Source organism: Kribbella kalugense (genome assembly GCF_004365875.1).
Classification (GTDB): Bacteria; Actinomycetota; Actinomycetes; order Propionibacteriales; family Kribbellaceae; genus Kribbella; species Kribbella kalugense.
In genome coordinates, this window is record NZ_SODF01000004.1 from 23,462 (window position 1) to 45,752 (window position 22,291).

Annotated in this window: 22 protein-coding genes; 14 read left to right on the forward strand and 8 right to left on the reverse strand. The window is 67.8% G+C overall.

What is annotated here, in order from left to right; translation table 11 throughout:
* Nucleotides 1-16: 16 nt before the first annotated feature.
* Nucleotides 17-742, forward strand: coding sequence for a peptidylprolyl isomerase (locus EV650_RS37400; protein ID WP_134123981.1), 726 nt, complete (start codon nt 17-19; stop codon nt 740-742).
* Between the two features lie 11 nt (nt 743-753).
* Here EV650_RS37400 and EV650_RS37405 read toward each other — a convergent pair whose 3' ends face one another.
* Complete coding sequence (locus EV650_RS37405) at nt 754-1,350, reverse strand: HIT family protein (RefSeq protein ID WP_134123982.1); 597 nt, start codon at nt 1,348-1,350, stop codon at nt 754-756.
* A gap of 28 nt (nt 1,351-1,378) precedes the next feature.
* On the opposite strand from EV650_RS37405, the gene EV650_RS37410 reads away from it, so the two are divergent.
* On the forward strand, nt 1,379-1,783 hold the full coding sequence (locus tag EV650_RS37410; RefSeq protein ID WP_134123983.1) for a cupin domain-containing protein: 405 nt from the start codon (nt 1,379-1,381) through the stop codon (nt 1,781-1,783).
* Here EV650_RS37410 and EV650_RS37415 read toward each other — a convergent pair whose 3' ends face one another.
* Nucleotides 1,784-2,614 carry an LLM class F420-dependent oxidoreductase gene (locus EV650_RS37415; protein ID WP_134123984.1) on the reverse strand — a complete coding sequence of 277 codons (831 nt, stop codon included), beginning with the start codon at nt 2,612-2,614 and terminating at the stop codon, nt 1,784-1,786.
* Nucleotides 2,615-2,993: 379 nt separating this feature from the next.
* Between EV650_RS37415 and ald the strand changes: the two genes are divergently transcribed.
* The 9 genes from ald to EV650_RS37460 all read left to right on the forward strand — a co-directional run bounded on the left by ald (nt 2,994) and on the right by EV650_RS37460 (nt 12,815).
* Nucleotides 2,994-4,109 carry an alanine dehydrogenase gene (gene ald, locus EV650_RS37420; RefSeq protein WP_134123985.1) on the forward strand — a complete coding sequence of 372 codons (1,116 nt, stop codon included), beginning with the start codon at nt 2,994-2,996 and terminating at the stop codon, nt 4,107-4,109.
* Nucleotides 4,110-4,111: 2 nt separating this feature from the next.
* Entirely contained in the window at nt 4,112-5,038 is a 927-nt protein-coding gene (gene xerD, locus EV650_RS37425) for a site-specific tyrosine recombinase XerD (protein WP_439648841.1), read from the forward strand.
* A 31-nt stretch (nt 5,039-5,069) separates the two neighbouring features.
* The gene (locus EV650_RS37430) at nt 5,070-6,341 is read left to right on the forward strand and encodes a hypothetical protein (protein WP_134123986.1); all 1,272 of its coding nucleotides are present in this window, start codon (nt 5,070-5,072) and stop codon (nt 6,339-6,341) included.
* A 27-nt stretch (nt 6,342-6,368) separates the two neighbouring features.
* Nucleotides 6,369-7,613, forward strand: a complete 1,245-nt coding sequence (locus EV650_RS37435) for a low temperature requirement protein A (RefSeq protein WP_134123987.1) — start codon at nt 6,369-6,371, stop codon at nt 7,611-7,613.
* Between the two features lie 368 nt (nt 7,614-7,981).
* Entirely contained in the window at nt 7,982-8,893 is a 912-nt protein-coding gene (locus EV650_RS37440) for a ParA family protein (protein ID WP_134123988.1), read from the forward strand.
* An 89-nt stretch (nt 8,894-8,982) separates the two neighbouring features.
* Nucleotides 8,983-9,267, forward strand: coding sequence for a hypothetical protein (locus EV650_RS37445; protein ID WP_369409980.1), 285 nt, complete (start codon nt 8,983-8,985; stop codon nt 9,265-9,267).
* Between the two features lie 2 nt (nt 9,268-9,269).
* Nucleotides 9,270-10,238: a segregation and condensation protein A gene (locus EV650_RS37450; RefSeq protein WP_439648842.1), complete on the forward strand. Its 969-nt coding sequence runs from the start codon at nt 9,270-9,272 to the stop codon at nt 10,236-10,238.
* Nucleotides 10,235-12,091 carry an SMC-Scp complex subunit ScpB gene (scpB, locus tag EV650_RS41545; protein ID WP_369409981.1) on the forward strand — a complete coding sequence of 619 codons (1,857 nt, stop codon included), beginning with the start codon at nt 10,235-10,237 and terminating at the stop codon, nt 12,089-12,091. The genes EV650_RS37450 and scpB overlap by 4 nt, the downstream gene beginning before the upstream one ends.
* Nucleotides 12,081-12,815: a pseudouridine synthase gene (locus EV650_RS37460; RefSeq protein WP_134123991.1), complete on the forward strand. Its 735-nt coding sequence runs from the start codon at nt 12,081-12,083 to the stop codon at nt 12,813-12,815. Before scpB ends, EV650_RS37460 begins: the two co-directional genes overlap by 11 nt.
* Before the next feature lie 99 nt (nt 12,816-12,914).
* Here EV650_RS37460 and EV650_RS37465 read toward each other — a convergent pair whose 3' ends face one another.
* A complete protein-coding gene (locus EV650_RS37465) occupies nt 12,915-14,561 on the reverse strand; it encodes an APC family permease (protein ID WP_134123992.1) in 1,647 nt (548 codons plus the stop codon).
* Nucleotides 14,562-14,749: 188 nt separating this feature from the next.
* Between EV650_RS37465 and EV650_RS37470 the strand changes: the two genes are divergently transcribed.
* Genes EV650_RS37470 through EV650_RS37480 form a run of 3 tightly spaced genes read left to right on the forward strand, consistent with a single transcriptional unit; the run spans nt 14,750 to nt 17,888 of the window.
* A complete protein-coding gene (locus EV650_RS37470; protein ID WP_134123993.1) occupies nt 14,750-15,850 on the forward strand; it encodes a sugar ABC transporter substrate-binding protein in 1,101 nt (366 codons plus the stop codon).
* Nucleotides 15,847-16,620 carry an ATP-binding cassette domain-containing protein gene (locus tag EV650_RS37475; RefSeq protein ID WP_202875288.1) on the forward strand — a complete coding sequence of 258 codons (774 nt, stop codon included), beginning with the start codon at nt 15,847-15,849 and terminating at the stop codon, nt 16,618-16,620. The genes EV650_RS37470 and EV650_RS37475 overlap by 4 nt, the downstream gene beginning before the upstream one ends.
* Nucleotides 16,617-17,888, forward strand: coding sequence for a sugar ABC transporter permease (locus tag EV650_RS37480; RefSeq protein WP_202875290.1), 1,272 nt, complete (start codon nt 16,617-16,619; stop codon nt 17,886-17,888). Before EV650_RS37475 ends, EV650_RS37480 begins: the two co-directional genes overlap by 4 nt.
* Here EV650_RS37480 and EV650_RS37485 read toward each other — a convergent pair whose 3' ends face one another.
* The 5 genes from EV650_RS37485 to EV650_RS37505 form a co-directional block, all read right to left on the reverse strand.
* Nucleotides 17,889-18,242 carry a response regulator gene (locus EV650_RS37485; RefSeq protein WP_134123994.1) on the reverse strand — a complete coding sequence of 118 codons (354 nt, stop codon included), beginning with the start codon at nt 18,240-18,242 and terminating at the stop codon, nt 17,889-17,891.
* A gap of 50 nt (nt 18,243-18,292) precedes the next feature.
* Entirely contained in the window at nt 18,293-19,675 is a 1,383-nt protein-coding gene (locus EV650_RS37490; protein WP_134123995.1) for a sensor histidine kinase, read from the reverse strand.
* Nucleotides 19,672-20,340: a response regulator gene (locus EV650_RS37495; protein WP_134123996.1), complete on the reverse strand. Its 669-nt coding sequence runs from the start codon at nt 20,338-20,340 to the stop codon at nt 19,672-19,674. The genes EV650_RS37490 and EV650_RS37495 overlap by 4 nt, the downstream gene beginning before the upstream one ends.
* 63 nt (nt 20,341-20,403) lie before the next feature.
* Nucleotides 20,404-21,318 (reverse strand): hypothetical protein, encoded by a 915-nt coding sequence (locus tag EV650_RS37500; protein WP_134123997.1) that lies wholly within the window; start codon nt 21,316-21,318, stop codon nt 20,404-20,406.
* Between the two features lie 5 nt (nt 21,319-21,323).
* Nucleotides 21,324-22,250: a hypothetical protein gene (locus EV650_RS37505; protein WP_134123998.1), complete on the reverse strand. Its 927-nt coding sequence runs from the start codon at nt 22,248-22,250 to the stop codon at nt 21,324-21,326.
* Nucleotides 22,251-22,291 lie beyond the last annotated feature (41 nt).

Here is a 22,291-nt window from a genome sequence, read left to right on the forward strand (position 1 = left end):
TCGGAGGGGACTGCTGATGAGACTGACAAGTGCGATCGCATGTGCCGCGGTGACAGTGGCCGGGCTGCTGGTGACCACTGCACCGGCCGACGCGGCTGTTACGCCGGTGAGTACCAAAGGCCCGTGCGGCTACACGGCGACTCCGGACGATCCGCCGGCGCGTCCGGTGTCGCTGCCGCCGGATCCGAAGCACACGCCGGACAAGGGGATCGTCAAGGTCCTGGTGGCGACCAACCAGGGGCCGATGCTGCTGTCGCTGGATCGGGCGAAGGCGCCCTGTACGGTCCAGAGCTTCCTGCACCTGGCGAAGAGCCGGTTCTACGACTTCACCACGTGCCATCGGCTCACGCTGTACACGACGCTGAAGGTGCTGCAGTGCGGCGACCCGAGCGGTACGGGCGAAGGTGGCCCGGGCTACTCGTACAAGGACGAGCTGCCGACCGACCTGCCGAACTGGCCGACCGACCCGACGGGTGCGAGCAAGGTCTACGCGCGGGGCACGCTCGCGATGGCGAACGCCGGCCCGGACACCAACGGGTCGCAGTTCTTCCTGGTGTTCGGCGACTCGCGGCTGCGCCCGGACTACACGATCTTCGGCTCGGTCGACCGGCTCGGTCTGGCTGTCCTCGACCGCGTGGCCGCAGCCGGGATCGCGCCGACGCCCGACGACCCGGCCCCCGTCGACGGACCGCCCGCCCGGAAGACCGACATCCTCGTCGCCCGCTCGCTGGGCACCTGGTAACTCCCGAAAGGTCAGCTGATCACCACTTCGCCGCCGTCCTCGGCCAGGGCGGCGGCGACCTGGCGTGCGTTGGCGGTGTGCTCCGACTCGGGAATCTTCGGCAGCAGGTCGTCCCAGGCCGCGATCATTGCTCCACGCAACTGCATCATCCCGAGCGGCCGCGCGAGGAACCACAGATGGAAGTGCTCGCTCCCGTCACCCCACCGGTTGAAATGCGTCCGGCCGACGCTGTCGATCCCCTGAATCGCCTTCGCCACCCGCTGGATGACGGGGCCGAGCGTGGCGGTCAACTCGGGCGGCAGGTTGTCGAGCCGGTAGTGCTCGCGCGGCTCGAGGATCGCCACGAACGGCAGTCCAGTCGCCTCGAAAGACTTCAGCGACCACTGCTCGTCCTGCCAGATCACAGACCCGTCCGGGTCGGCGCATTTAGGGCAGGGCTTCCCGCCAGGCTCGCCGGCCCGCGGCGGTTCCGGAAGCACCGGATCAGCCAGCGGCTCCACCTGGAAGTCACCCTCGAACGGAAAGAACCGCTGCCCCTCCAACGGCTCGGTCGACATGCGTTCGCCGTACGGCAACCTGGTGTGGTACTCGGACGGTAGTTCGCTCATGGCCCGCACTCTGCCGGAGAATTGGGTTATGGAGAAGCCGGAGTTGGCGTTGTTGTTGGGGCTTGAGCCGCATCCGGAGGGTGGGTGGTATCGGGAGACGTGGCGGTCGGGGGTCGAGTTCGAGCCGGAGGGGTACGACGGGGCTCGCGCCAGTGCGACCGCGATCTACTTCCTGTTGTCGCCGGGGGAGGAGTCGCGGCTGCATCGGGTGCGTTCGGCGGAGATCTGGTTGTGGCACTCCGGTGGTCCGCTGACGCTGGAGTACGACGACCACGCGGTCACCCTCGGACCGGACGTCCGGGCGGGACAACAGCCGCAGGTGGTCATCCCGGCCGGCGCCTGGCAGGCGGCTCGGCCCGCCGGCGCCGAGCCGGTACTCGTGTCCTGCATCGTGTCTCCCGGCTTCGACTTCGCCGACTTCACGATGCGCTAGCTAGGCGAGGACGGTTGCCAGGGCCTCGTATCCGGGAAGCAGATCGATCTCTTCGTGCCCCAGCTGCTGGATCGCGACATGGTCCGCACCGGCGTCCAGATGCGCCTTCAGACCCTCGGCGACCTCGACCGCGGAGCCGTGCAGCACCATCGCGTCGACCAGTCGGTCGCTGCCACCGTCGGCGAGGTCGTCGTCGGTGAACCCGAACCGCTTGAAGTTCGACGTGTAGTTGCTCAGCTGCAGGTACGACGCCAACCGGTCACGGGCCGTCGCGCGGGCGATCTCCGGGTCGGTCTCCAGCACGATCATCTGCTCCGGCGCGAGCAGCACTCCGCCGCCGAGGATCCGGCGCGCTTCCCGGGTGTGCTCCGGCGTGGTCAGGTAGGGCAGCGCCCCGGCGGTCCGCGTGCCGGCCAGCTGCAGCACCTTCGGACCGAGCGCGGCCAGCGCCCGCCGGTCGGTCGGCACCTTCGCGTCATCGAGCTCGTCGAGGTAGCTGACGATCGTCTCGTACGGCGACCGGTAGTCGTCGTTCCGCTCCCGGTGACCGATCCCGACGCCGAGCAGGAACCGTCCCGGGTGCTCGTCCTCGAGCCGGTGGTACGACGCCGCGACGTCGGCCGCCGGCGATTTCCACATGTTCACGATGCTGGTGCCGACGGCAACCGAAGTCGTTGCAGCGAGCAACACCTCGGCGTCGCGCAGGCCGGTGTCCGGCGAGGCGCCCAGCCACAAAGCGCCGTACCCCGCTTGTTCCAGTCCTGCCGCCAGTTCGGGGCCGAAGTGCTGGGGTCCGTGCCAGACCCCGTACCGTCCCAGTTCGACCGCCACGCCGTGCTCCTCTCGTCGACACACCTCAACGTGCAACCCGGGGCGGACGGGTGCTGTTCCCAGCATCCCTGACGCCAACGAATGGCCGTCAACAATGGTTGCCCCGTCAAGGGTGATCGGCGGTCCTCGAGGCGGCGCTCCGTGTGCTCCGATTCACAGACAGTGGCGTAGGCGCGCGGTGAATTTTTGCTGGAATGCTTCCATTGGATTAACGCCGGGGTACCCGCAGAGTGTCGCGTGACGATCAGACCATCCGGTCGGCTGGTATGAACCCTGCGGGCTTACACTCGGCAGCGACCTAGCGGCACACCCCTCAACCGCCGGGCCGCGGACACAACGACGTGAGCCGCATACCTGGAACGGGAAAGAAGGGCGAGTTGTGAAGGTCGGAGTACCGAAGGAAGTCAAGAACCACGAGTACCGGGTGGCGATCACGCCGTCCGGTGTGCACGAGTTCGTGCGCAGCGGGCACCAGGTTCTGATCGAGCAGGGGGCGGGCAACGGTTCGCTCATCCCGGACGAAGAGTTCGTCGCCGCCGGGGCACGCATCGTGCCGACCGCGGACGAGGTCTGGGGTGACGCCGAGCTGGTGCTCAAGGTGAAGGAGCCGGTGGAGGAGGAGTACCACCGGATGCGCAAGGACCACGTGCTGTTCACATACCTGCACCTGGCCGCGAGCCGCGACACCACCGACGCGCTGCTGAAGTCCGGTATCACCGGTATCGCCTACGAGACGGTCCAGCTCCCGGACGGGACGCTGCCGCTGCTGGCGCCGATGAGCGAGGTGGCCGGCCGGCTTGCGCCGCAGTCCGGTGCGTACCACCTGATGGCGCAGGGCGGCGGCCGAGGCGTGCTGCTCGGTGGCGTGTCCGGCGTACACCCGGCCCGCGTGGTTGTCCTCGGTGCCGGTGTCTCCGGGATGAACGCGGCCGCGATCGCGCTCGGCATGCAGGCGCAGGTGCAGCTGTTCGACCGCAACATCGCCCGGCTGCGGCAGGCCGACTCGGTCTACCAGGGTCACCTGCTGACGATCGCCTCGAACGCGTACGAGATCGAGCGCGCGGTGCTGGAGGCGGACCTGGTCATCGGTGCGGTGCTGGTGGTCGGTGCGAAGGCGCCGAAGCTGGTCACCAACGACATGGTCAGCCGGATGAAGCCCGGCAGCGTGCTGGTCGACATCGCGATCGACCAGGGTGGTTGCTTCGAGGACTCGCGTCCGACCACGCACGCCGACCCCGTGTACCGAGTGCACAACTCGCTGTTCTACTGCGTCGCCAATATGCCCGGCGCGGTTCCGAACACGTCGACGTACGCGCTCACCAACGTGACCCTGCCGTACGCGATCGAGCTGGCGAACCTGGGTTGGCAGGAGGCGCTGAAGCAGGACCACAGCCTGGCGCTCGGTCTGAACACGTACGACGGCCACATCACCTACGGTCCCGTTGCCGACGCGCACGACCTGCAGCAGCGGAAGCTGGACGAGGTGCTGGTCTGAGCATCACCAGAGCAGTTGGCACCTACTTGGACCACCTCACGGTGGAGCGTGGCCTGGCAGCCAACACTCTGGCGTCGTACCGGCGTGACTTGCGCCGGTACGGCGGTTACCTCGCGGACTCGGGGATCGACGACCTCGGCCGGATCACGGAGGCCGTGGTCAGTGACTTCCTGATGCGATTGCGCGAAGGGGACGCCGACCATCCACCCCTGACCGCATCCAGCGCGGGCCGGACCGTGGTCGCGGTGCGCGGGTTCCACCGGTTCTGCGTGCGGGAGGGCCTGACCGCAGTGGACCCAGCTGCGGCCGTGAAGCCGCCCGTACCGCCGCAGCGGCTGCCCAAGGCACTGTCTGTCGACGAGGTGACACGAATCCTCGCAGCGGCCGCAGGTGCCGAGGCAGAGCCCGCTGTGCTCGCCACGCGCGACGCGGCGTTGCTGGAGTTCCTCTACGGCACAGGTGCGCGTATTTCGGAAGCAGTCGGTCTCGATGTCGACGACATCGACCTGGACGCCGGTGCGGTCCTCCTGCGAGGCAAGGGCAGCAAGGAGCGGGTAGTACCCGTCGGGTCGTACGCCCGCGACGCACTGTCGGCGTACCAGGTCCGTGGCCGCCCTGACCTGGTGTCCCGCGGTCGTGGCACCCACGCGCTCTTCCTGAACGCCCGCGGTGGTCGTCTTTCTCGTCAAAGTGCGTGGACGGTACTGCGCAGAGCCGCACAGCGGGCCGGGATCGCGAAGGAGATTTCCCCGCACACACTGCGGCACTCGTACGCCACCCACCTGCTGGACGGCGGCGCCGACGTCCGTGTGGTCCAGGAACTCCTCGGCCACGCCTCCGTCACCACCACGCAGGTCTACACGCTCGTCACGGTCGACAAACTTCGCGAGGTCTACGCGACGTCGCACCCGCGCGCACTGTCGTCGTAGGTGACCTGCGGCGCCGACATACTCGGTGGACGTGACGACTCTGCCGCAGGAGTACGTGAAGGTTCTCGCCCAGCGCCTGGCCGACTACAGCGGTGGTGACCTCGCGGCCGTCCGGGCGGCGGTCCAGTACGCGGGCGACGACCTACCGTCGCGGATCACCGAACTCATGCTCAACGACATGCGGGACCACGTCGAGGACCAGGGCAACCCGGCCTACCTGAACGAGTACCAGAGCGTCCGCCGGCGGTTGCTGGACGCCATGCGCGTTCAGGTCGCACGGGTACGGCGAGAGCCGGTCGGTACTGCGGTTCTGCAGCAGCAGGGTGCACGCGAGGACGCCGAGCAGACGTTCGCCGAGGCCCTCCGGGTGGCTGACCCGGTTGCGGTGGGCATCGAAGTACCGCGAGCTCTCGAGCTTCAACACTCGGCGCGGATCGCTGCCGGGCTGGACCCGTTGGCGGCGCTGCCAGCGGGCCAATCACCGTCCGCCGAGACAGTGGGCCGGTGGCTGACGGAGTCGGAGCGACTCAGCGCTCCTGGTCACGACGACGCCGACCGGCAGCGTTTCGTGACCGAGGTCGACCGGGTCCTGCGGCGAGCTGCGGGCGATGCTCAGTACGAACCCAGATCGAACACTCGTGAGTCGGAGCCGACGCTGCGGGACGGCGTCGCGGTCGCCTGGGCGCGCGGTGCCCGGCTCGAGCTCGGCCGAGTGTTCGAAGAGGCAGGGGCGCTCGGAGAGGAAAGGGTGCTCGGCGATCCGGCCTTGGCGGTCCCGGAGCGGTTCGAGGGCCGGATGGTGGACGGACTGGCCGCGGCGATCGGCGAGCGGACCGGCCGGTCGGCGCAGGAGGTGCTGGACGTGATGTGCGCGGCGGGCGGGCCGGACGCGCGGGACCACGACCAGTGGCACGCCGCTCGCCAGTTCCTGGCTCCGGAGGCGTCGCTGGCACGGGTTCAGCACGTCGACCCGCCGTATGCCCGCTGGCTCGTTGTCGACGCCATGCGCGAGGAGCTCAAGCGCCATTACGGTACCCCCGATCGGGAGCCGAGCATCTCGCCCGAGGAAGTCGGTGCCCGGATGGCCGCGGAAGGCGCCCAGACCGCGGAGAACCTCGGCGTCGGCCCGGCTTCGGCGATCGAGCATGACGCAGACCTCGATGCGGCGATGAAAGCTGCTGGGCTGCCGCCGTCGAGCGGCCAGCGCCCGTCGGCCCGGGAGGACCTCCACGGGCAGCGCCCGGGCGGCTCTGCCGGGCGTGGGGCGGCGCGCGGCAACCAGATCGGTGGCGGTCTCGGTTGAGACGCCGTACACCTCTAGGCTCCTCGCGTGACTGAGCAGACAGTGGCGGCCGAGGAGCGGCACGCGAGTTGGCTGGAACTGTTCTTCGACCTGACCGTGGTCGCCGCGGCCGCGCAGATCTCGCACCGGCTGCACGGCGCCGAGACGATCGGGCAGGTCGCCGCATGTGCGGCGATGTTCTACGCGGTCTGGAGCGTCTGGACGGCGACCAGTGTCTACGCGAACGTCGCAGGGGAGCGGACCAGGCAGCGGGCGGTCCTGCGGACCATGCTGGGCATCGGTGTGATGGCCGCGTCCGTCCCAGGCGTGTTTCCGGAGCTGCTGCCTGATCACGGTGAGGCGGAACACGCCGGTAGCCGGACCATCGCGTTCACTGTCGCGTTCGTCCTGTGCCGCGGTCTCGCCGCGCGGTCGGCCAGCAAGGACGGGAAGGTGATCGGCTTCTGGCCGGCCACGCAGGGCGTCATGTCCGCACCCTGGATCGTCGCCTTGTTCGTCCAGGAGGAGACGGCGCACTGGCTCTGGTTCGGTGGGATCGTGGCCGACCTGCTGTTCTCGGTGATGGGCGCCCGGAACCCGAAGGCGATGGAGCAGCGGGCGAAGAGTATCCGGCACGAGCAGGAGACCGAGCAGCGCCGGGCACGGTTCTTCGAGCGGCTGTCGTTCGGGCGCCACGATGACGTGCCGGCGAAGCCGCCGCTGATCACGGTGGCCCGCGTCGAGCGTGGGCACCTGGACGAGCGGCTGGGGCTGTTCGTGATCATCGTGCTCGGCGAGGCGCTCGCGCAGGTCGTCGCCGCGAACACCGAGCTGGACTGGAACTGGCAGGTCGGGCTGACCTCATTCGCTGCGTTCTGGCTGCTGGTCCAGCTCTGGCAGCTGACGACGTTGTACGGGTTCACCCCGGCACCCCGCAGTACCACTCCGCTCGAGCCGTGGGCCGCCTTGCTCGCCCACCTCGGTGTCACCGGCGCGATCGTCGCGCTGGCGGCAGGGCTGGGCGGACTGATCCCGGAGGCCGGGGAGCACCTGCAGACCAAGGAGCGCTGGTACGTGTTCGGCGGGCTCGCGCTGTACTTCGCGATCAGCGGGGTGGCCGGTGTGATCGGCAAGGTGCGGCTGCGCTGGTTCCTCGGCTGGCAGATTCCCTGCCTGCTCGTCTCGGTCCTGGTCGCGGCGCTGGGCCGTCCGCTGTCGGCGTGGTCGCTGGCGATCGTGGCGGCCGTCGTACCGAGCTGGTTCTACAGCTACAACCGGCTGGTGAAAACCTAGACCCGGTTCCCGAGGGTTCCGGACGGTGTGCGATCATCTGGTCACGGCCGGTCACTCGGAGTGGATGATCGGACGAGTTCGGAGCTTTGTCGACAAACAGCCCCACCCCGGTGCGGAGTGGCTGGTTGAGAGTGCTTGAATGCACGCTTACAGTCGCTGGGATCGCCCGTATCGGTTGAAAGGTTTGACGAGTCATGAACGAGTCGACATTCCCGGGCACCGAACACCTTTCGGGACAGATTCCGGGCCACCTTCCGGTGCCGGAACCGGCCCAACCGATCAGCGCCCCGCCCAGCTTGCCGCCCAGCACCCCGCCCCGCCCGGCGACACCGCAGCGCAGCCTGACCCCACCCGAGAACTATGCGGAGATGCCGAGGCCGACGGCCAAGCTGACCGCGGAGGACCTTTCACCTGTGAATGACGCGCACGGCCCGAGGAACAAGATCGGGCCGACGGGCCGGCCGTTGCCGGACCTGCCGGAGCCGAAACCGCCGACGAAGACCGGCCCGGCGCAGGTCATTGCGATGTGTAACCAGAAGGGTGGCGTCGGCAAGACGACGACCACGATCAACCTCGGCGCGGCGATCGCCGAGACCGGCCGCAAGGTGCTGCTGATCGACTTCGACCCGCAGGGGTCCGCCTCGATCGGCCTCGGCGTCCAGCCGCACGACCTGGAGCTGTCGGTCTACAACCTGCTGATGCAGCGCGACATCACCCCGGAAGAGGTGATCCAGCCGACCCGGGTGGAGAATCTCGACCTGCTGCCGGCCAACATCGACCTGTCCGCGGCCGAGGTGCAGCTGGTCCAGGAGGTCGCCCGCGAGTACACGCTGCAGCGGGTGCTCGAGCCGATCCTGCCGAACTACGACGTGATCCTGATCGACTGCGCTCCGTCGCTCGGTCTGCTCACCGTCAACGCGCTGACCGCGTCGAACGGCATCGTCGTACCGCTGGAGTGTGAGTTCTTCGCGCTCCGCGGCCTGGCGATGCTGACCGACACGATCGCGAAGGTCCAGGACCGGCTGAACCCGAAGCTGGAGATCGTCGGGATCCTCGGCACCATGTTCGACGGGCGTACGACGCACGCCCGGGAGGTCCTCGACCGGGTGGTCCAGGCCTTCGACGAACGCGTCTTCCACACCGTCATCCGGCGTACCGTCAAGTTCCCCGAGACCACGGTCGTCGGGGAGCCGATCACGACGTACGCGCCTTCGTCCCAAGCGGCTACGCAGTACCGCGACCTTGCCAAGGAGGTGCTGGCGCGTTGTCCCGCCGGGTGAGCCTGCCAGGTGCCAGTGAACTCTTCGGGGGTGCGGCACCGAAGCAGACCAGACCCGAGAAGCGCACCACCACTGACGGACCTGCCTCTGTGCGGTCCCGTACGACGGTCGTCGACGACCGGAAGTCGAGTGGTCGGATCCGTCACGACACGAAGATCACCGTGTACGTGACGGAGGAGGAGCTGCTCGGCCTGGAACAGACCAGACTCGCGCTGCGCGCGGAGCACGGCCTGATGGCCGACCGCGGCCGGATCGTCCGGGAGGCGATCGACGTCCTGCTGGCCGACTTCGTCGACCACGGGCCGGACTCGGTGCTGGTACGTCGGCTGCGCGCGTCCGAGGACGGGGCCGCGGAGCTCAAGGGTTCGGAGTGACGGTGTCCTCGGACTCGTTACCGTTGGATCTCGGACCTGACGAAGCCCCGGCTGTTGCCGAGGGCAAGGGTTTCAGTGTCCATCTGGTCAACTTCGAGGGTCCGTTCGACCTGCTGCTGCAGCTGATTTCGAAGCACAAGCTGGACATCACCGAGATCGCGTTGTCGGTGATCACGGACGACTTCATCGCGCATATCAAGGCGCTGGGGTCGGAGTGGGATCTCGATCAGACGTCGGAGTTCCTGCTGATCGCGGCGACGCTGCTCGACCTGAAGGCGGCGCGGTTGCTGCCGAAGGGCGAGGTCGAGGACGACGAGGATCTCGCGCTGCTGGAGGCTCGGGATCTGTTGTTCGCGCGACTTTTGCAGTACCGGGCGTTCAAGCAGATCGCGGCGCTGGTGCAGGACCGGATGGCGGTTGAGGCCAAGCGGTTCCCGCGGTCGGTGGGGGTGGAGCCTCGGTTCGCTGAGCTGCTGCCTGAGGTGTTGCTGGGTCTTGATCCGGCTGGGTTGGCGGCGCTTGCGGCTCGGGCGATGGCTCCGAAGGACAATGTGCCGGAAGGGGTTTCGCTCGCTCATTTGCATGCGCCCGCGGTGACGGTTCGCGAGCAGGCGATTGTGATCGTGGATCGGTTGCGGCGGCAACGCAGTACGACGTTCCGTGCTTTGGTGTCGGATTCGCCGGACACGGTTACTACGGTTTGCCGGTTTTTGGCGTTGCTGGAGTTGTTCCGTGAAGCGGCGGTCACGTTTGACCAGGTGACGCCGTTGGGCGAACTGACGATCCGCTGGACTGGGACTGATGAGGGCGAGATCGACGTCAGCGACGAGTTCGACGAGGAGCTCAAACCCGACAGCGAGGAGGGGGAAGCGCCGGTCGTCGACGATCCCGACTTCCTCGAACCCGGCGTACCCGCCACAACCGAACCCGACGCAGAACCCCCCGCACCAACCGAGACGGTGACCCAGTGACCGAACCCACGCCGACTACCCCTTCCGATGAGCCTGGGGAGGATATTGTGCCCGAATCGGCCGGAAATCCTCCCCACACAGGTGATTCCGACGTGAACGGCGCCGCCGAAGAGGCCGTCGACTCCGACGGGGTTGAGCCGGGCGAGGGCGTTGGGTCCGACGGGGTTGAGTCGGGCGAGGGCGTTGGGTCCGACGGGGTTGAGTCGGGCGAGCCCGCTGGAGTCGGGACCGACGGAGTCGAGTCCGGCGAGGTCAGCGCGAGCGAGTCGGTTGAGGCAGCCGGGGTTGAGTCTGGCGAGACCAGCGGATCGGTCGACGCCGTCGCGGCGGAGTCGGGCGAGCCCACCGGAGGCGAGGCCGACGGGGTGGAGCCGGTTGAGGCAGTTGGAGATGGGTCTGCCGCGGATGAGGCTGTTGGGGCCGGCGCGGTTGAGGTGGGGGATGAGGATCATTTGCCGCCGGGGCAGACTTCGGTGCCGGTGGGGGATGAGGTTGTTGTTGACGACGAGACGATGCGGCGGGCGCTCGAGGCGATTCTGATGGTGACGGACGAGCCGTTGCCGGTGCTGACGTTGGCGCGGGCGGTGGGGCGGCCGACGGGGGATGTGGCGGAGACGCTCGGGCTGCTGGCGGCGGAGTACACCGAGCAGGGGCGCGGGTTCGACCTGCGCGAGGTGGGCGGGGGTTGGCGGTACTACACCCGCGCCGAGGCAGCGCCGTACGTCGAACGCTTCGTACTCGACGGACAGCAGGCAAGGCTTACTCAGGCGGCGTTGGAGACGCTGGCGGTGGTCGCGTACAAGCAGCCGGTCAGCCGAGCGCGCGTCTCCGCGATCCGCGGGGTGAACGTCGATGGCGTCGTACGCACGCTGGTCGCGCGAGGACTGGTGGAGGAGGCCGGCGCTGACACCGACTCGCAAGCGACGCTGTACCGCACCACGACGTACTTCCTGGAACGCATGGGCATGCAGTCGCTCGACGACCTTCCTGAGCTGGCCCCGTACCTCCCCGACATGGACGACGTCGAAGAGGAACTAGCCGCCCAAACCCTCCCACCCGCAACCACCCCCACAGACGACACCCCCTCCCCAGAAACCCCCAAAGACGCCGAGCCGGCAAACACGGCAGACGAGGCGGGGTACGCCGAGCCCGCCGCATCAACCGCGGACGACGCAGAGGACGCTGACGACAGCGAGTTCGCGGAGCGCGCCGAGTCCACTGCATCAACCGCGGACGACGCAGAGGACGTCGCGGAGGACGCTGACGTCAGCGGGTTCGCGGTGCGCGCCGAGTCGGCGGAGGATGTGGACGACAGCGGATCCGCGGAAGCGGCTGAGTCCGGGGACGCGGTGGAGTACGCCGGATCCGCGGAGACGGCCGGGGCTGCGGAGTACGACGAGGTCGCGGAGAGTGCCGAGTCGGCGGAGGACGTGGAGGACGCCGAGTTGGACGTGTCTACCGCGGAGCACGCAGGAGACGCGGCGGACAGCGGGTCGGCGGAAGTTGCTGAGTCCGCGGACGCGGTCGAGTACTCCGGATCGACGGAGGCGGCTGGGGCTGCGGAGTACGACGAGTTCGCGGAGACGACCGAGTCGGCAGAGGACGTCGGGTCGGCGGAGGACGCCGAAGACGCCGAAGACGCGGAGGACTTCGGGTCGGCGGAGACCGCCGAGCTGGCAGAGGACGCAGGGTCGGCGGAGGACGTCGAGGAAGTCGAGGACGGTGAGGCGGATGGGGTGTCTGTCTCGGAGGCTTCTGGTGGTGCGTCCTCGGCGGTTGATGTGGGTGGGTTGATGGAGGACGGGGTTGGCGTGGAGGACGTTCGGTTGGGTGGGGTGCGGGATGGGGGATGACGGTGGGGTTCGGTTGCAGAAGGTCTTGGCTCGGGCGGGGGTGGCTTCTCGGCGGAATGCCGAGTTGCTGATCGAGGAGGGGCGGGTCGAGGTCGACGGGCGGGTGGTGACGGAGTTCGGCGTACGCGTGGATCCGGAGACCGCGGTCATCCGGGTCGACGGGGAGCGGATCCCGCCGGTGAGTGCGAACGTGTACCTCGTCCTCAACAAACCGCGCGGCGTGGTGAGCACGATGTCCGACCCGGAAGGGCGGCCGTGCATCACCGACTACGTGCAGGACCGGTCGGAGCGGCTGTTCCACATCGGCCGGCTCGACACCGACACCGAAGGGTTGTTGCTGCTCACCAACGACGGTGAGTTCGCCCACCGGCTGGCGCATCCGTCGTACGAGGTCTCCAAGACGTACGTCGCCGAGGTCGAAGGCAACGTCAAACCAGGGGTACTGCGCAACCTTCTCGACGGAGTCCGTCTCGAGGACGGCCCCGCGCAGGCGGACACGGTGAAGATCGTTTCCACCGTCCCCGGCCGCACGCTGGTCGAGATGAGCCTGCACGAGGGCCGCAACCGCATCGTCCGCCGGATGTTCGACGCGGTCGGTCACCCGGTCAAGCGCCTGACCCGCACCGCCGTCGGCCCGGTCCGCCGCGGCAACCTCCACACCGGCGAAGTCCGCGACCTCAACCCCAAAGAACTCGGCCAACTCCTGGATCTGGTGGAGCTCTAACCCGTACCGACGAACGGGTAGAGGTCCGGTCCGCCGGCTGACTCAACGCTCAGCGCAGTCCGCTGACGACCACTACTACCCGTTCTTCGGTACACATCCTCAGCCCAGGTTGGCTTCTTCTGGTACTACGACCTGGTCGACCATGCGTTGGATCTGTTCGGTTGGTAGGGCGACCGCTAGTGCCCAGAAGTAGATGGCCAGGCTGAAGACTGCGACGACGAGGATGTCCCACCAGAGTGGGAACCACGGGTGCTTCAGCGGGCCGAAGTCGCTCAGGTAGACGATCAGGCCCATCCCGACCAGGTACACCGGCAGCCACTGCGCAGCCCGTAGGTCGAGCTGCGGCATGATCGGGTTCAGTTTGAAGACCCGGTTGCCGATCAGGATCACGTACCCGATCAGGATCGCGATGCCGAGCTTCCAGTCCGTCATCCACCCGGACCACAGGATCAGCAGGTTCGCGACCACGAACGCGAGCGGTGACAGCCAAGTTGCCCCGGGCAACCGGTACGGGCGGTGCGCGTCCGGCAGCCGTCGGCGGAACACCCCGAGCGACAACGGCGCACCGGCGTACATCAGCACGCTGGCGCTGGTGATCAACCCGACCAGCGAACGCCAGCTCGGGAACGGCAGGAAGCAGATGCACCCGATGATGAACGCGGTGATCAGCCCGACCCACGGTACGCCGCGGTGGTTGGTCTTCTCGAACACCGACGGCACATAGCCGTTGCGGCTCAGCCCGTACGACACCCGTGAGCTGCCGGTGATGTAGATCAGGCCTGTCCCGGCAGGCGAGACCACCGCGTCGATGTACAGGATCGTTGCCAGCCACCCCATACTCAGCAACGTCGCGACCTGCGCGAACGGTCCGGTCATCGTCGTGTACGCCGCGTTCGCCCACGTGCCCTGGATCTGGTCTTTGGGCAGCGCTGCGATGAACGCGATCTGCAGCAGGATGTAGATGATCGCGCCGATCACGATCGACCCGATCACCGCCCGCGGGATGTCGCGCCGGGGGTTGCTGCTCTCGCCGGCCAGCTGGTCGGCCTGTTCGAATCCGAGTAGCGCGAAGATGATGCCGCTGGTCGAGACCGCGGACAGGATGCCCTTGGCGCCGTACGGGTTGAAGCCGTTCGCCGCGGTGAAGTTGCTGCCGTGGAACTGCACGATCGCGAGCGCGAAAATCGTGAACAGCGGGATGCCGACCTTCCACCAGGTCGCCGCGCTGTTGGTCCGGGCGAGCAGCCGGATGCTGAGGAAGTTGATCGCGGTGACCGCGGCCATCAGCAGGACCGCCACCACGATCCCGCTCGTGGTGAGGATGTGCTGGCCGTTCTTGGTCTTCAGCCAGCCGCTGGCGAACGAGTAGTGCTGGCCGTAGGTGATCATCGCCAGCACCTCGATCGGTGCCACGGTGGCCGCCTGCAGCCAGGAGAACCAGCCGAACGACGCACCGGCAGCGCCGCCGAACGCGTAGTGCGGGAAGCGGGCGGTGCCGCCGGAGACCGGGTACATCGCACCCAGTTCGGCGTGCACCAGCGCCAGGATCAGGATCGCGACGCCGCCGATGACCCAGGAGATGATCGCCGCGGGGCCGGCGACGGACAGGGCGCCTTGGGCGCCGAACAACCAGCCGGAGCCGATGATCGATCCCTCCGAGGCCCAGATCAGGCCGACGAAGCCGATGTCGCGCTTCAGGCCCGGCCGGCTCTGCCGTGCGGAGGGTACTGCTGCAGATGTGGCCATACCCAAAACCATGGCCCGCCCCGGTCTCGTGATCCAGTGAAGCTGTCCGCCGTCCGGACCCCCAGCCAGCCGGTAGTCGGGGTACCCACTGGCAGGCAACCGAGTTGGGTGCCTGCTGCGACGACGTGGAGCGGCCCGGATCGCATGCTGGCAAGAGAGAATCCCTGCGGCGATCCTAAGGACGCACGATGCGAACACCATCAAAAGCTGTCGCGCTGACCGGAGTCACGTTGACCCTGCTGGCCAGCCTTGTTGCCTGTGGCAACAACAACAAATCCTCGGCGAGCAGCAGTGCGCCGCCGGCGAACACGAAGGTCGGCGTGCTGCTCCCGGACACGGCGTCCTCGCCTCGCTGGGTCTCGGCCGATCCCAACGAGCTGCGCAAGCAATGCGCGGCGAACAAGCTCACCTGCTACATCGACAACGCCAACGCCAGCGCGACGACGATGGAGTCACAGGCGCAGGCGCTGATCAACCAAGGTGTCGGGGTACTCCTGGTGACGAACCTCGACTCCGGTTCCGGCAAGGCGATCGAGTCGCTGGCCAAGCAGCACAACGTGGTCACGATCGACTACGACCGGCTGACCACGGGCGGTACGGCGGAGTACTACGTCTCGTACGACAACGTCAAGGTCGGCGAGGACCAGGGCACCGCGTTGGCCGCCTGTCCGCAGGTGGCGGGCAAGAGCGCCGTCGGGTACGTCGACATCGACGGCGCGCCGACGGACAACAACGCGACGTTGTTTGCCCAGGGCTACAACTCGGTGCTGTCGAAGCAGGCAGGCTGGACGAAGCTCGGCGAGCAGACCGGCAACTGGGACCCGGCGACCGCGCAGACCGTGTTCACCACGATGCTCGGCCGGCACCCGAACCTGAACGCGGTGATGGTTGCCAACGACACCATGGCGCAGTCCGTCATCAACGTGCTGAAGTCGCAGAGCCTGGCCGGCAAGGTCGCAGTGTCCGGACAGGACGCGACCGCAGGCGGTCTGGACAACGTGATGGCCGGCACCCAGTGCTTCACGATCTACAAGCCGGTCGCCGGTGAGGCCGATGTCGCGATCAAGCTGGCCGGCCAGATCCTGTCCGGTCAGAAGCCGACCGCCCCGGCAACGATCAAGGACCCGACCAACGCTCGCGAGGTTCCGTCGTACCTGGCGGATCCGACCGTCATTACCAAGAAGAACGTGGCGCTGCCGGTGACGGACGGGTACGAGACCGCTGCCTCAGTGTGCCCGACGCCGGCGCTGGTGAAGCTGTGTAGCGAGAACGGCATCAAGACCCCGTGAAAACCCTTGAACTGAAGGACGTCGGCAAGTCGTTCGGTCCGGTCGTGGCGCTGTCGGGGGTGGACTTCAGCGCCGAGGCCGGCGACGTGACTGCCCTCGTCGGCGACAACGGGGCGGGCAAGTCCACCCTGGTCAAATGCATCGGTGGGATCCACCGCGTCGACACCGGCGAGATCCTCGTAGACGGTACGCCGCAGCAGCTGCACGAACCGCGGGACGCGGCCCGGCTCGGCATCGAGATCGTCCACCAGGATCTGGCCCTGGCCGACAATCTCGATGTCGTCGGCAACATGTTCCTCGGCCGTGAGCGGGTCAACCGGCTGCGTACGCTGGACGAGAACACGATGGAGAAGCTGGCCGCGCAGACCCTGAGTTCGTTGGGGGTCCGGACGGTTCGGTCGGTCCGGCAACGGGTCGCCAACCTGTCCGGCGGCCAGCGGCAGACCGTCGCGATCGCGAAGTCGGTGCTGTGGAGCTCGAAGATCGTCATCCTCGACGAGCCGACAGCGGCCCTCGGCGTCGCGCAGACCGAGCAGGTGCTGGACCTGGTACGGCGGCTTGCCGATCGCGGCGTGGCCGTCGTACTGGTCTCCCACAACATGAACGACGTCATGCAGGTCGCCGACTCGATCGCCGTCCTGTTCCTGGGCCGGATGGCCGCGCAGGTACGGCGGCAGGACGTGAGCCAGACGCAGGTCGTCGAGCTGATCACCAGCGGCCGGTCCGGAGCGCTGGGTCTGCCGGCCGAGTCGAGGGGAGCGGCACAGTGACCGCGAAGACTGAACCGGCCGTCGCCGAAGAGACACCGGTGCGGGGGCCGGGCGCGTTGCGCGTCTACATCCGCGAGTACGTGGCGAGGCTGCGAGGCGGTGAACTCGGATCAGCGCCGGCGATCGTCGGCCTGGTGGTGATCACCGCCTTCTTCGCGATTGTGCACCAGGGCTTCCTGAGCGCCTACAACCTCGAGGCGCTGGTGATCCAGGCCGCTCCGATCATCGTGATGGCGATGGGGCTGGTCTTCGTTCTGCTACTCGGCGAGATCGACCTGTCCGCCGGGACGACCGGTGGACTCTGCTCGGCGATCATGGCCGTGCTGTTGCTGCGACACGGGCAGTCCTGGTGGGTCGGCGTACTCGGCGGCCTCGTGGCCGGGCTGGTGATCGGGTTCGTGATGGGCTGGCTGCGGGCGCGGGCCGGCATTCCGTCGTTCGTGATCACGCTGGCGACGTTCCTGGCGTTCCAGGGGCTGACGCTGATCCTGATCGGTGGTCAGGGTTCGGTCATCCTGCCGACCGGTTCGCCGTTGATTTCCTTGGAGAACAGCTTCGTACCGCTGTGGCTGGGCTGGACCCTGCTCGGGATCTTCGTCGCCGGGTACGCCGCGATCAAGCTGATCGACGCGCGCGGACGACAGCAGAGTGGCCTGGCCGCGACGCCGATCGCCGTGATCGTGGCGAAGGTGATCGGGGTCGCCCTGCTCGGCAGCGCGTTCACCTACGAGATGGGTCTCAACCGCAACCTGATCACCAACGCCTTCTTCAGCAGCAAGGCACAGGGCGAGCCGTGGGCAGTCGTCCTGCTCGTTCTGCTGTTCGTGATCTGGCACTTCACCCTCAGCCGCACCCGCTACGGACGGCATGTGTACGCCGTTGGTGGCAACGAGGAGGCCGCCCGTCGAGCCGGCGTCGTCGTCTCGCGGATCCGGATCTCGGTGTTCGTCATCTGTTCCGGTATGGCAGCCATCTCCGGTGTCGTCGCCGCGTCGCTGCTGCAGTCGGTGCAGTCGAACGCGGGCGCCGGAAACACGCTGCTGCTGGCCGTCGGCGCGGCAGTCATCGGCGGTACGTCGTTGTTCGGCGGACGCGGCCGGATGATCGACGCCGTACTCGGGGGACTCGTGGTCGCGGTGATCATCAACGGCATGAGCGACCTGATCCAGGGCTCGAACTCGTCCGGCTACGAATGGGTCGTCACCGGAGCAGTGTTGTTGCTGGCCGCCGGCTTCGACGCCGTGGTCCGGCACGGACGCTCAACCTGATCAAACCCGGTCCAGCAGGGTCTGGATCGCAGCCGCCGAGAGCCCCGTCTTCGGAACGAATCCGATGGCGGGGCTTTCGGCGATCAGATCGGCGTAGTCCTGTTCGGCGTGCGTGGAGATCAGGATCATCGGCGGCGGCGAGCCGGCGGACCGCAGCTGTGCGATCAACTCGAAGCCACTCTCGCCACCGAGGTCGATGTCGACGAGTACGACGTCCGGCCGCAGTTCCTTGATCAGAGCAGCGGCTTCGGTGGCCGAGGACGCCGTACCGACGACGTTGACGCCCTCGCGTAGCAGCAGGCCACGCGCCGCCTCGAGGAAGCGCCGGCTGTCGTCGACGATCAGGCACCGCATGGGTCAAGCATGGCAGGCGTCCGAGGTCGCTCGCATGCCTGCTGCCTGTACTACAAGGAGATTGGGAGCGACACGGAGAGCGTCGTACCTGCGTCGGCCGGGCTTTCGACAACCAACGTGCCGCCGAGTGCCTGGACCCGGTCGTCGAGTCCGATCAGCCCGGAACCGCCCGCCGGGTCGGCGCCACCACGACCGTCGTCGCGAACGGACAACCGCAGCCGGCCGTCCGCGATGTCCGCGTCGACGACCACGACCGACGCACCGGAATGCTTCGCGGCATTGGTCAGCGCCTCGGACACCACGTAGTACGTCGCGGCTTCGATCGGCGCCGGGAGCCGGGTGGTGAAGCTGACCTCCACCTCTGCCGGGACCGTGGACCGGCGGGCCAGCATCCTGAGCGCCGGGCCGATGCCGCCCTCCGACAGGATCGCGGGATGGATGCCTCGGGCAATCTCTCGCAGTTCGTCCAGCGTTGCCGACAGTCCGTCGGTCACCTTGTCCAGCTCCTCGGCGGGGGCGTTCGGGGTCGCCTGGAACGCCCGTACGTCGAGAGCGAGTGAGACGAGCCGTTGCTGGATCCCGTCGTGCAGATCGCGTTCGATCCGGCGACGCGTCTCGTCCGCCGACCGCACGATGCGCGCCCTGGATGCGGCCACGTCGGCACTGGCCGCACCAAGCGACGCCGCCATCGTGTTGAACGTCCGCTCCAGCGTGCGAATCTCGCCGACCGCCGTCTCCGGCACGCGTACGTCGAGGTCGCCGGCGGCCAGCCGATTCGCCATCTCAGCCGTCTTCCGCACCGGCCGGACGATCGAGCGGGTCAGGTAGATCGTGAAGCCCAGCACGAGAATCACCGAACCAGCGAGCCCGGTCGTCGCCGCTACGACTGCCTGATCGGCGACCGAGTCCGAGTGCCGCTGCTCGGTCACCGACAACTGTTGCTCCGAACTGATCAGCTGGTCGAGCACAGAGCGGATCTGGGTGACCCGCTGGGCGCCTTCCGCAACGGCCGCCTCGGATCGAGCCGAGTCCGGGTCGCTACGCGCAGCCCGGATCTCCGGCATCGAGTAGTCGTGCAGGTACGACGTGACGCTCTGGCTGACCGCCTCGGCCCGGGTGAGCTCGTCGGGGCTGCTGGCAACCAGTTGCTGCAATGCGTTGGTCTGGACCGGCAGTTGTGCCTGCGCCGTCTGCCACGGCTGCAGGAACTTCTCCTGACCGGTGATGACGAAGTCGCGCTGACCTGTGGCCAGGTCGGCGACCAGACGCTCCACCTGGTGCGCACTGGTGAGCACGGCGGCCGTGTGCTGGCCCTGGTGTTCCGACGTACGCAGACCTTGCACTGAGAAGAGCAGGACCACGAATCCGGAGCCGACCAGCACCATCAGCAGCCCACTTGCGAGTACTACTCGCCGGGCGACTCCGCCGATCATGTCGCTGGCCGTCGCGCGCCGTCCAGGTAAGTGAGGACGGCAAGCACGCGGCGATGGTCGTCGTCGGTCTCCGGCAGGTCGAGCTTGCTCAGAATGCTGCGGACGTGCTTCTCGACGGTTCCCTCGGCGACCCACAGCCGCCGGGCCACACCGGCGTTCGACCGGCCCTCGGCGACCAGCGACAGAACCTCGCGTTCGCGTTCGCTGAGGGCGGCCAGCGGGTCGTGCCGGCGCCGGGCGTCGACCAGCTCCCGGACCAGGCCCGGGTCGACCACCGATCCGCCGCGGGCGACCCGGCGCAGACTCTCGAGGAACTCGTCGACGTCCGTCACCCGGCTCTTGAGCAGATAGCCCACGCCCTGGCCGGCGGCCATGAGCTGGAGAGCGTGCTCCACCTCGACATGGGCCGACAGCAACAGTACGGCGGTCTCCGGGTGCTCCCGGCGGATGATGTCGGCCGCGTCCAGGCCCTCGGTCGACTCGCCGGGCGGCATCCGGATGTCGACGATGACGAGATCCGGCACCTCGCGGCGTACCAGCTCGAGCAGGTCCGGTCCGTTGCCCGCCGTACCGAGCACGGCGAACCCGGACCGGTCGAGCAGGCTGGCCAGACCCTCGCGCAGCAGGACGTCGTCGTCCGCGATAGCCACTCGGGTCCGGCTCACGTCCTACCCTTCGATCTCCTGGTCCATCCAGTGTGTCACCGGAAATTCACCAGACAATCGGGCTCACTCGCCGGACAGCTGCTCGTAGTCGGCGGTGTCCTCGTAGAACCGCGAGTAGGCGACCTCGGCGAACGTGCGCGGCACCTTGCCGAGAGCCGTGATCACGGTCGCCTCTCCATTGGCGTGGCTGAGCGTGTACAGGTACGGCGCTCCGGTCTCCTTGTCGATGCCCAGCAGGATCGTTCCGGTGCCGTGGCACTGGTTGGCGACCAGCGCCTCGAACCCCTGCCAGGTGGACCGCCGTACCACCTTGACCACCGGCTTGCCGGTCACCGGGATGCGGATCGTGTAGAGCGCTCCGGCGCGGGTGTTGGCGAGGAAGGTGTCGTAGGTGGCGGTCTGGCTGATCAGCGCCATCGTCTTGACCGCACTGAAGCCGGTGTACGTCGCCTTCCGGGTGAACGAGGTGCCGTCGACGGTCCAGCGCAGGATGGTGTCACCGAGTACGGCGTACGCGCTGTTGCGGACGAGCTTGTTGCCGACGTTGTACCGGGAGTTCTCCAGGTACCGTACGTCGCCCCAGCCGCCACCGACCGGAGTCCGCTTCACCGACGCCGGATCGACGTCGCCGCTGAGGTCCTTCACGTCGTACGTCAGCAGGTTCAGGGTGGAGTTCAGTACGACGTACTGCCGCCGGCTCTCCGCGGTCTGCGCGGCGTTGACCTGGATACCGATCCCACTTGCCACCCGGAGCTGGTTGTCCGGCATCAGGTCCTTGCCACCCCAGGTGCTCGTGCTGGCACCCGGGGGCACCACGCCGTACAGTCCGCGAAGGATGAGGTCGCCACCAGCTGTGGTCGAGCCCAGCACCATCTGACAGAACGGCACGTCCGTAGTCCCGGCATGCGCCGGTGCGGCCTGAACCAGCGCCCCGGCAGCCATCACTACCCCCAGCAGCCCAGCTGCACGTTTCTTCATTCTGTTCACTCCCCGTAGAGAAGGTCGTCGGCCTCGGAGCTGCCGGCGAAGTATCGGAAGTACGTTTTGTCCTCGGGCGCGACGAGCTGGTTGCCCACCTTGCCGAGGCCCTTGATGACTGTTGCCGTTCCGTTGGCGTGGCTGACGGCGTACAGGTAGGCGGTTCGGGTGTCCTTGTCGATGCCGAGGAGCAGGGTGCTCTGCTTGCCGCACCTGTCGGCGATCAGCGTCTCGAACGTCTGCCAGGTAGACGTGCGGACCTTCTTGACCACCGGCGCCCCCGTCACCGGGATCCGGATCGTGTAGAGCGCCCCGCCCCGGGTGTTGGCCAAGAAGGTGTCGTAGCCGGCGGTCTGGCTGATCAGCACCATCGTCTTCACCGCCGAGAACCCGCTGTACGTCGCCTTGTTGCGCCAGGCCGATCCCTCCACGGTCCAGCGCGTGACGACGTCACCCTGCAGGGCATAGGTGTTGGTGCGGGTTCGGTTGGGCCCGTAGAACGTCGACTGCTCCAGATAGGTCTGGTGGATCCAGCCACCGCCCACCTTCGTCTTCTGGTACGACCCGGGGTCCAGCTCACCGGTGCTGTTGTCGATGGCGTAGCTGAAGCTGTAGAGGTCGTTCACGATCGTCACGTAGCCGCGGCTGATCATGGCCGCCGGCGGGTCCGGCTCCCAACCCAACGAACTCGCCAGCCGCACCTGGTCCACCGGGAACAGCCCCTTCGGCCTCACGACCGGCTGGCCGGCCGTCACCGGTGACGTCGCGGTGATCGTCTGGAACTTGTGGTCGCCCTGCACAGTCACCGTGCCCAGGGTGAGGCTGCAGGCCGCACTCGCCTGGACGAGTGCGGCGTGCGCCGTTCCGGGCACTACGGCCGCTGCCACCATCGCGGCGCAAACCGTGCCCGCCGCGATCCGAAGTCTCTTCATGGCCGAAAGGCTAGGGCTTCTCGAAAGACCTGGTAGACCAG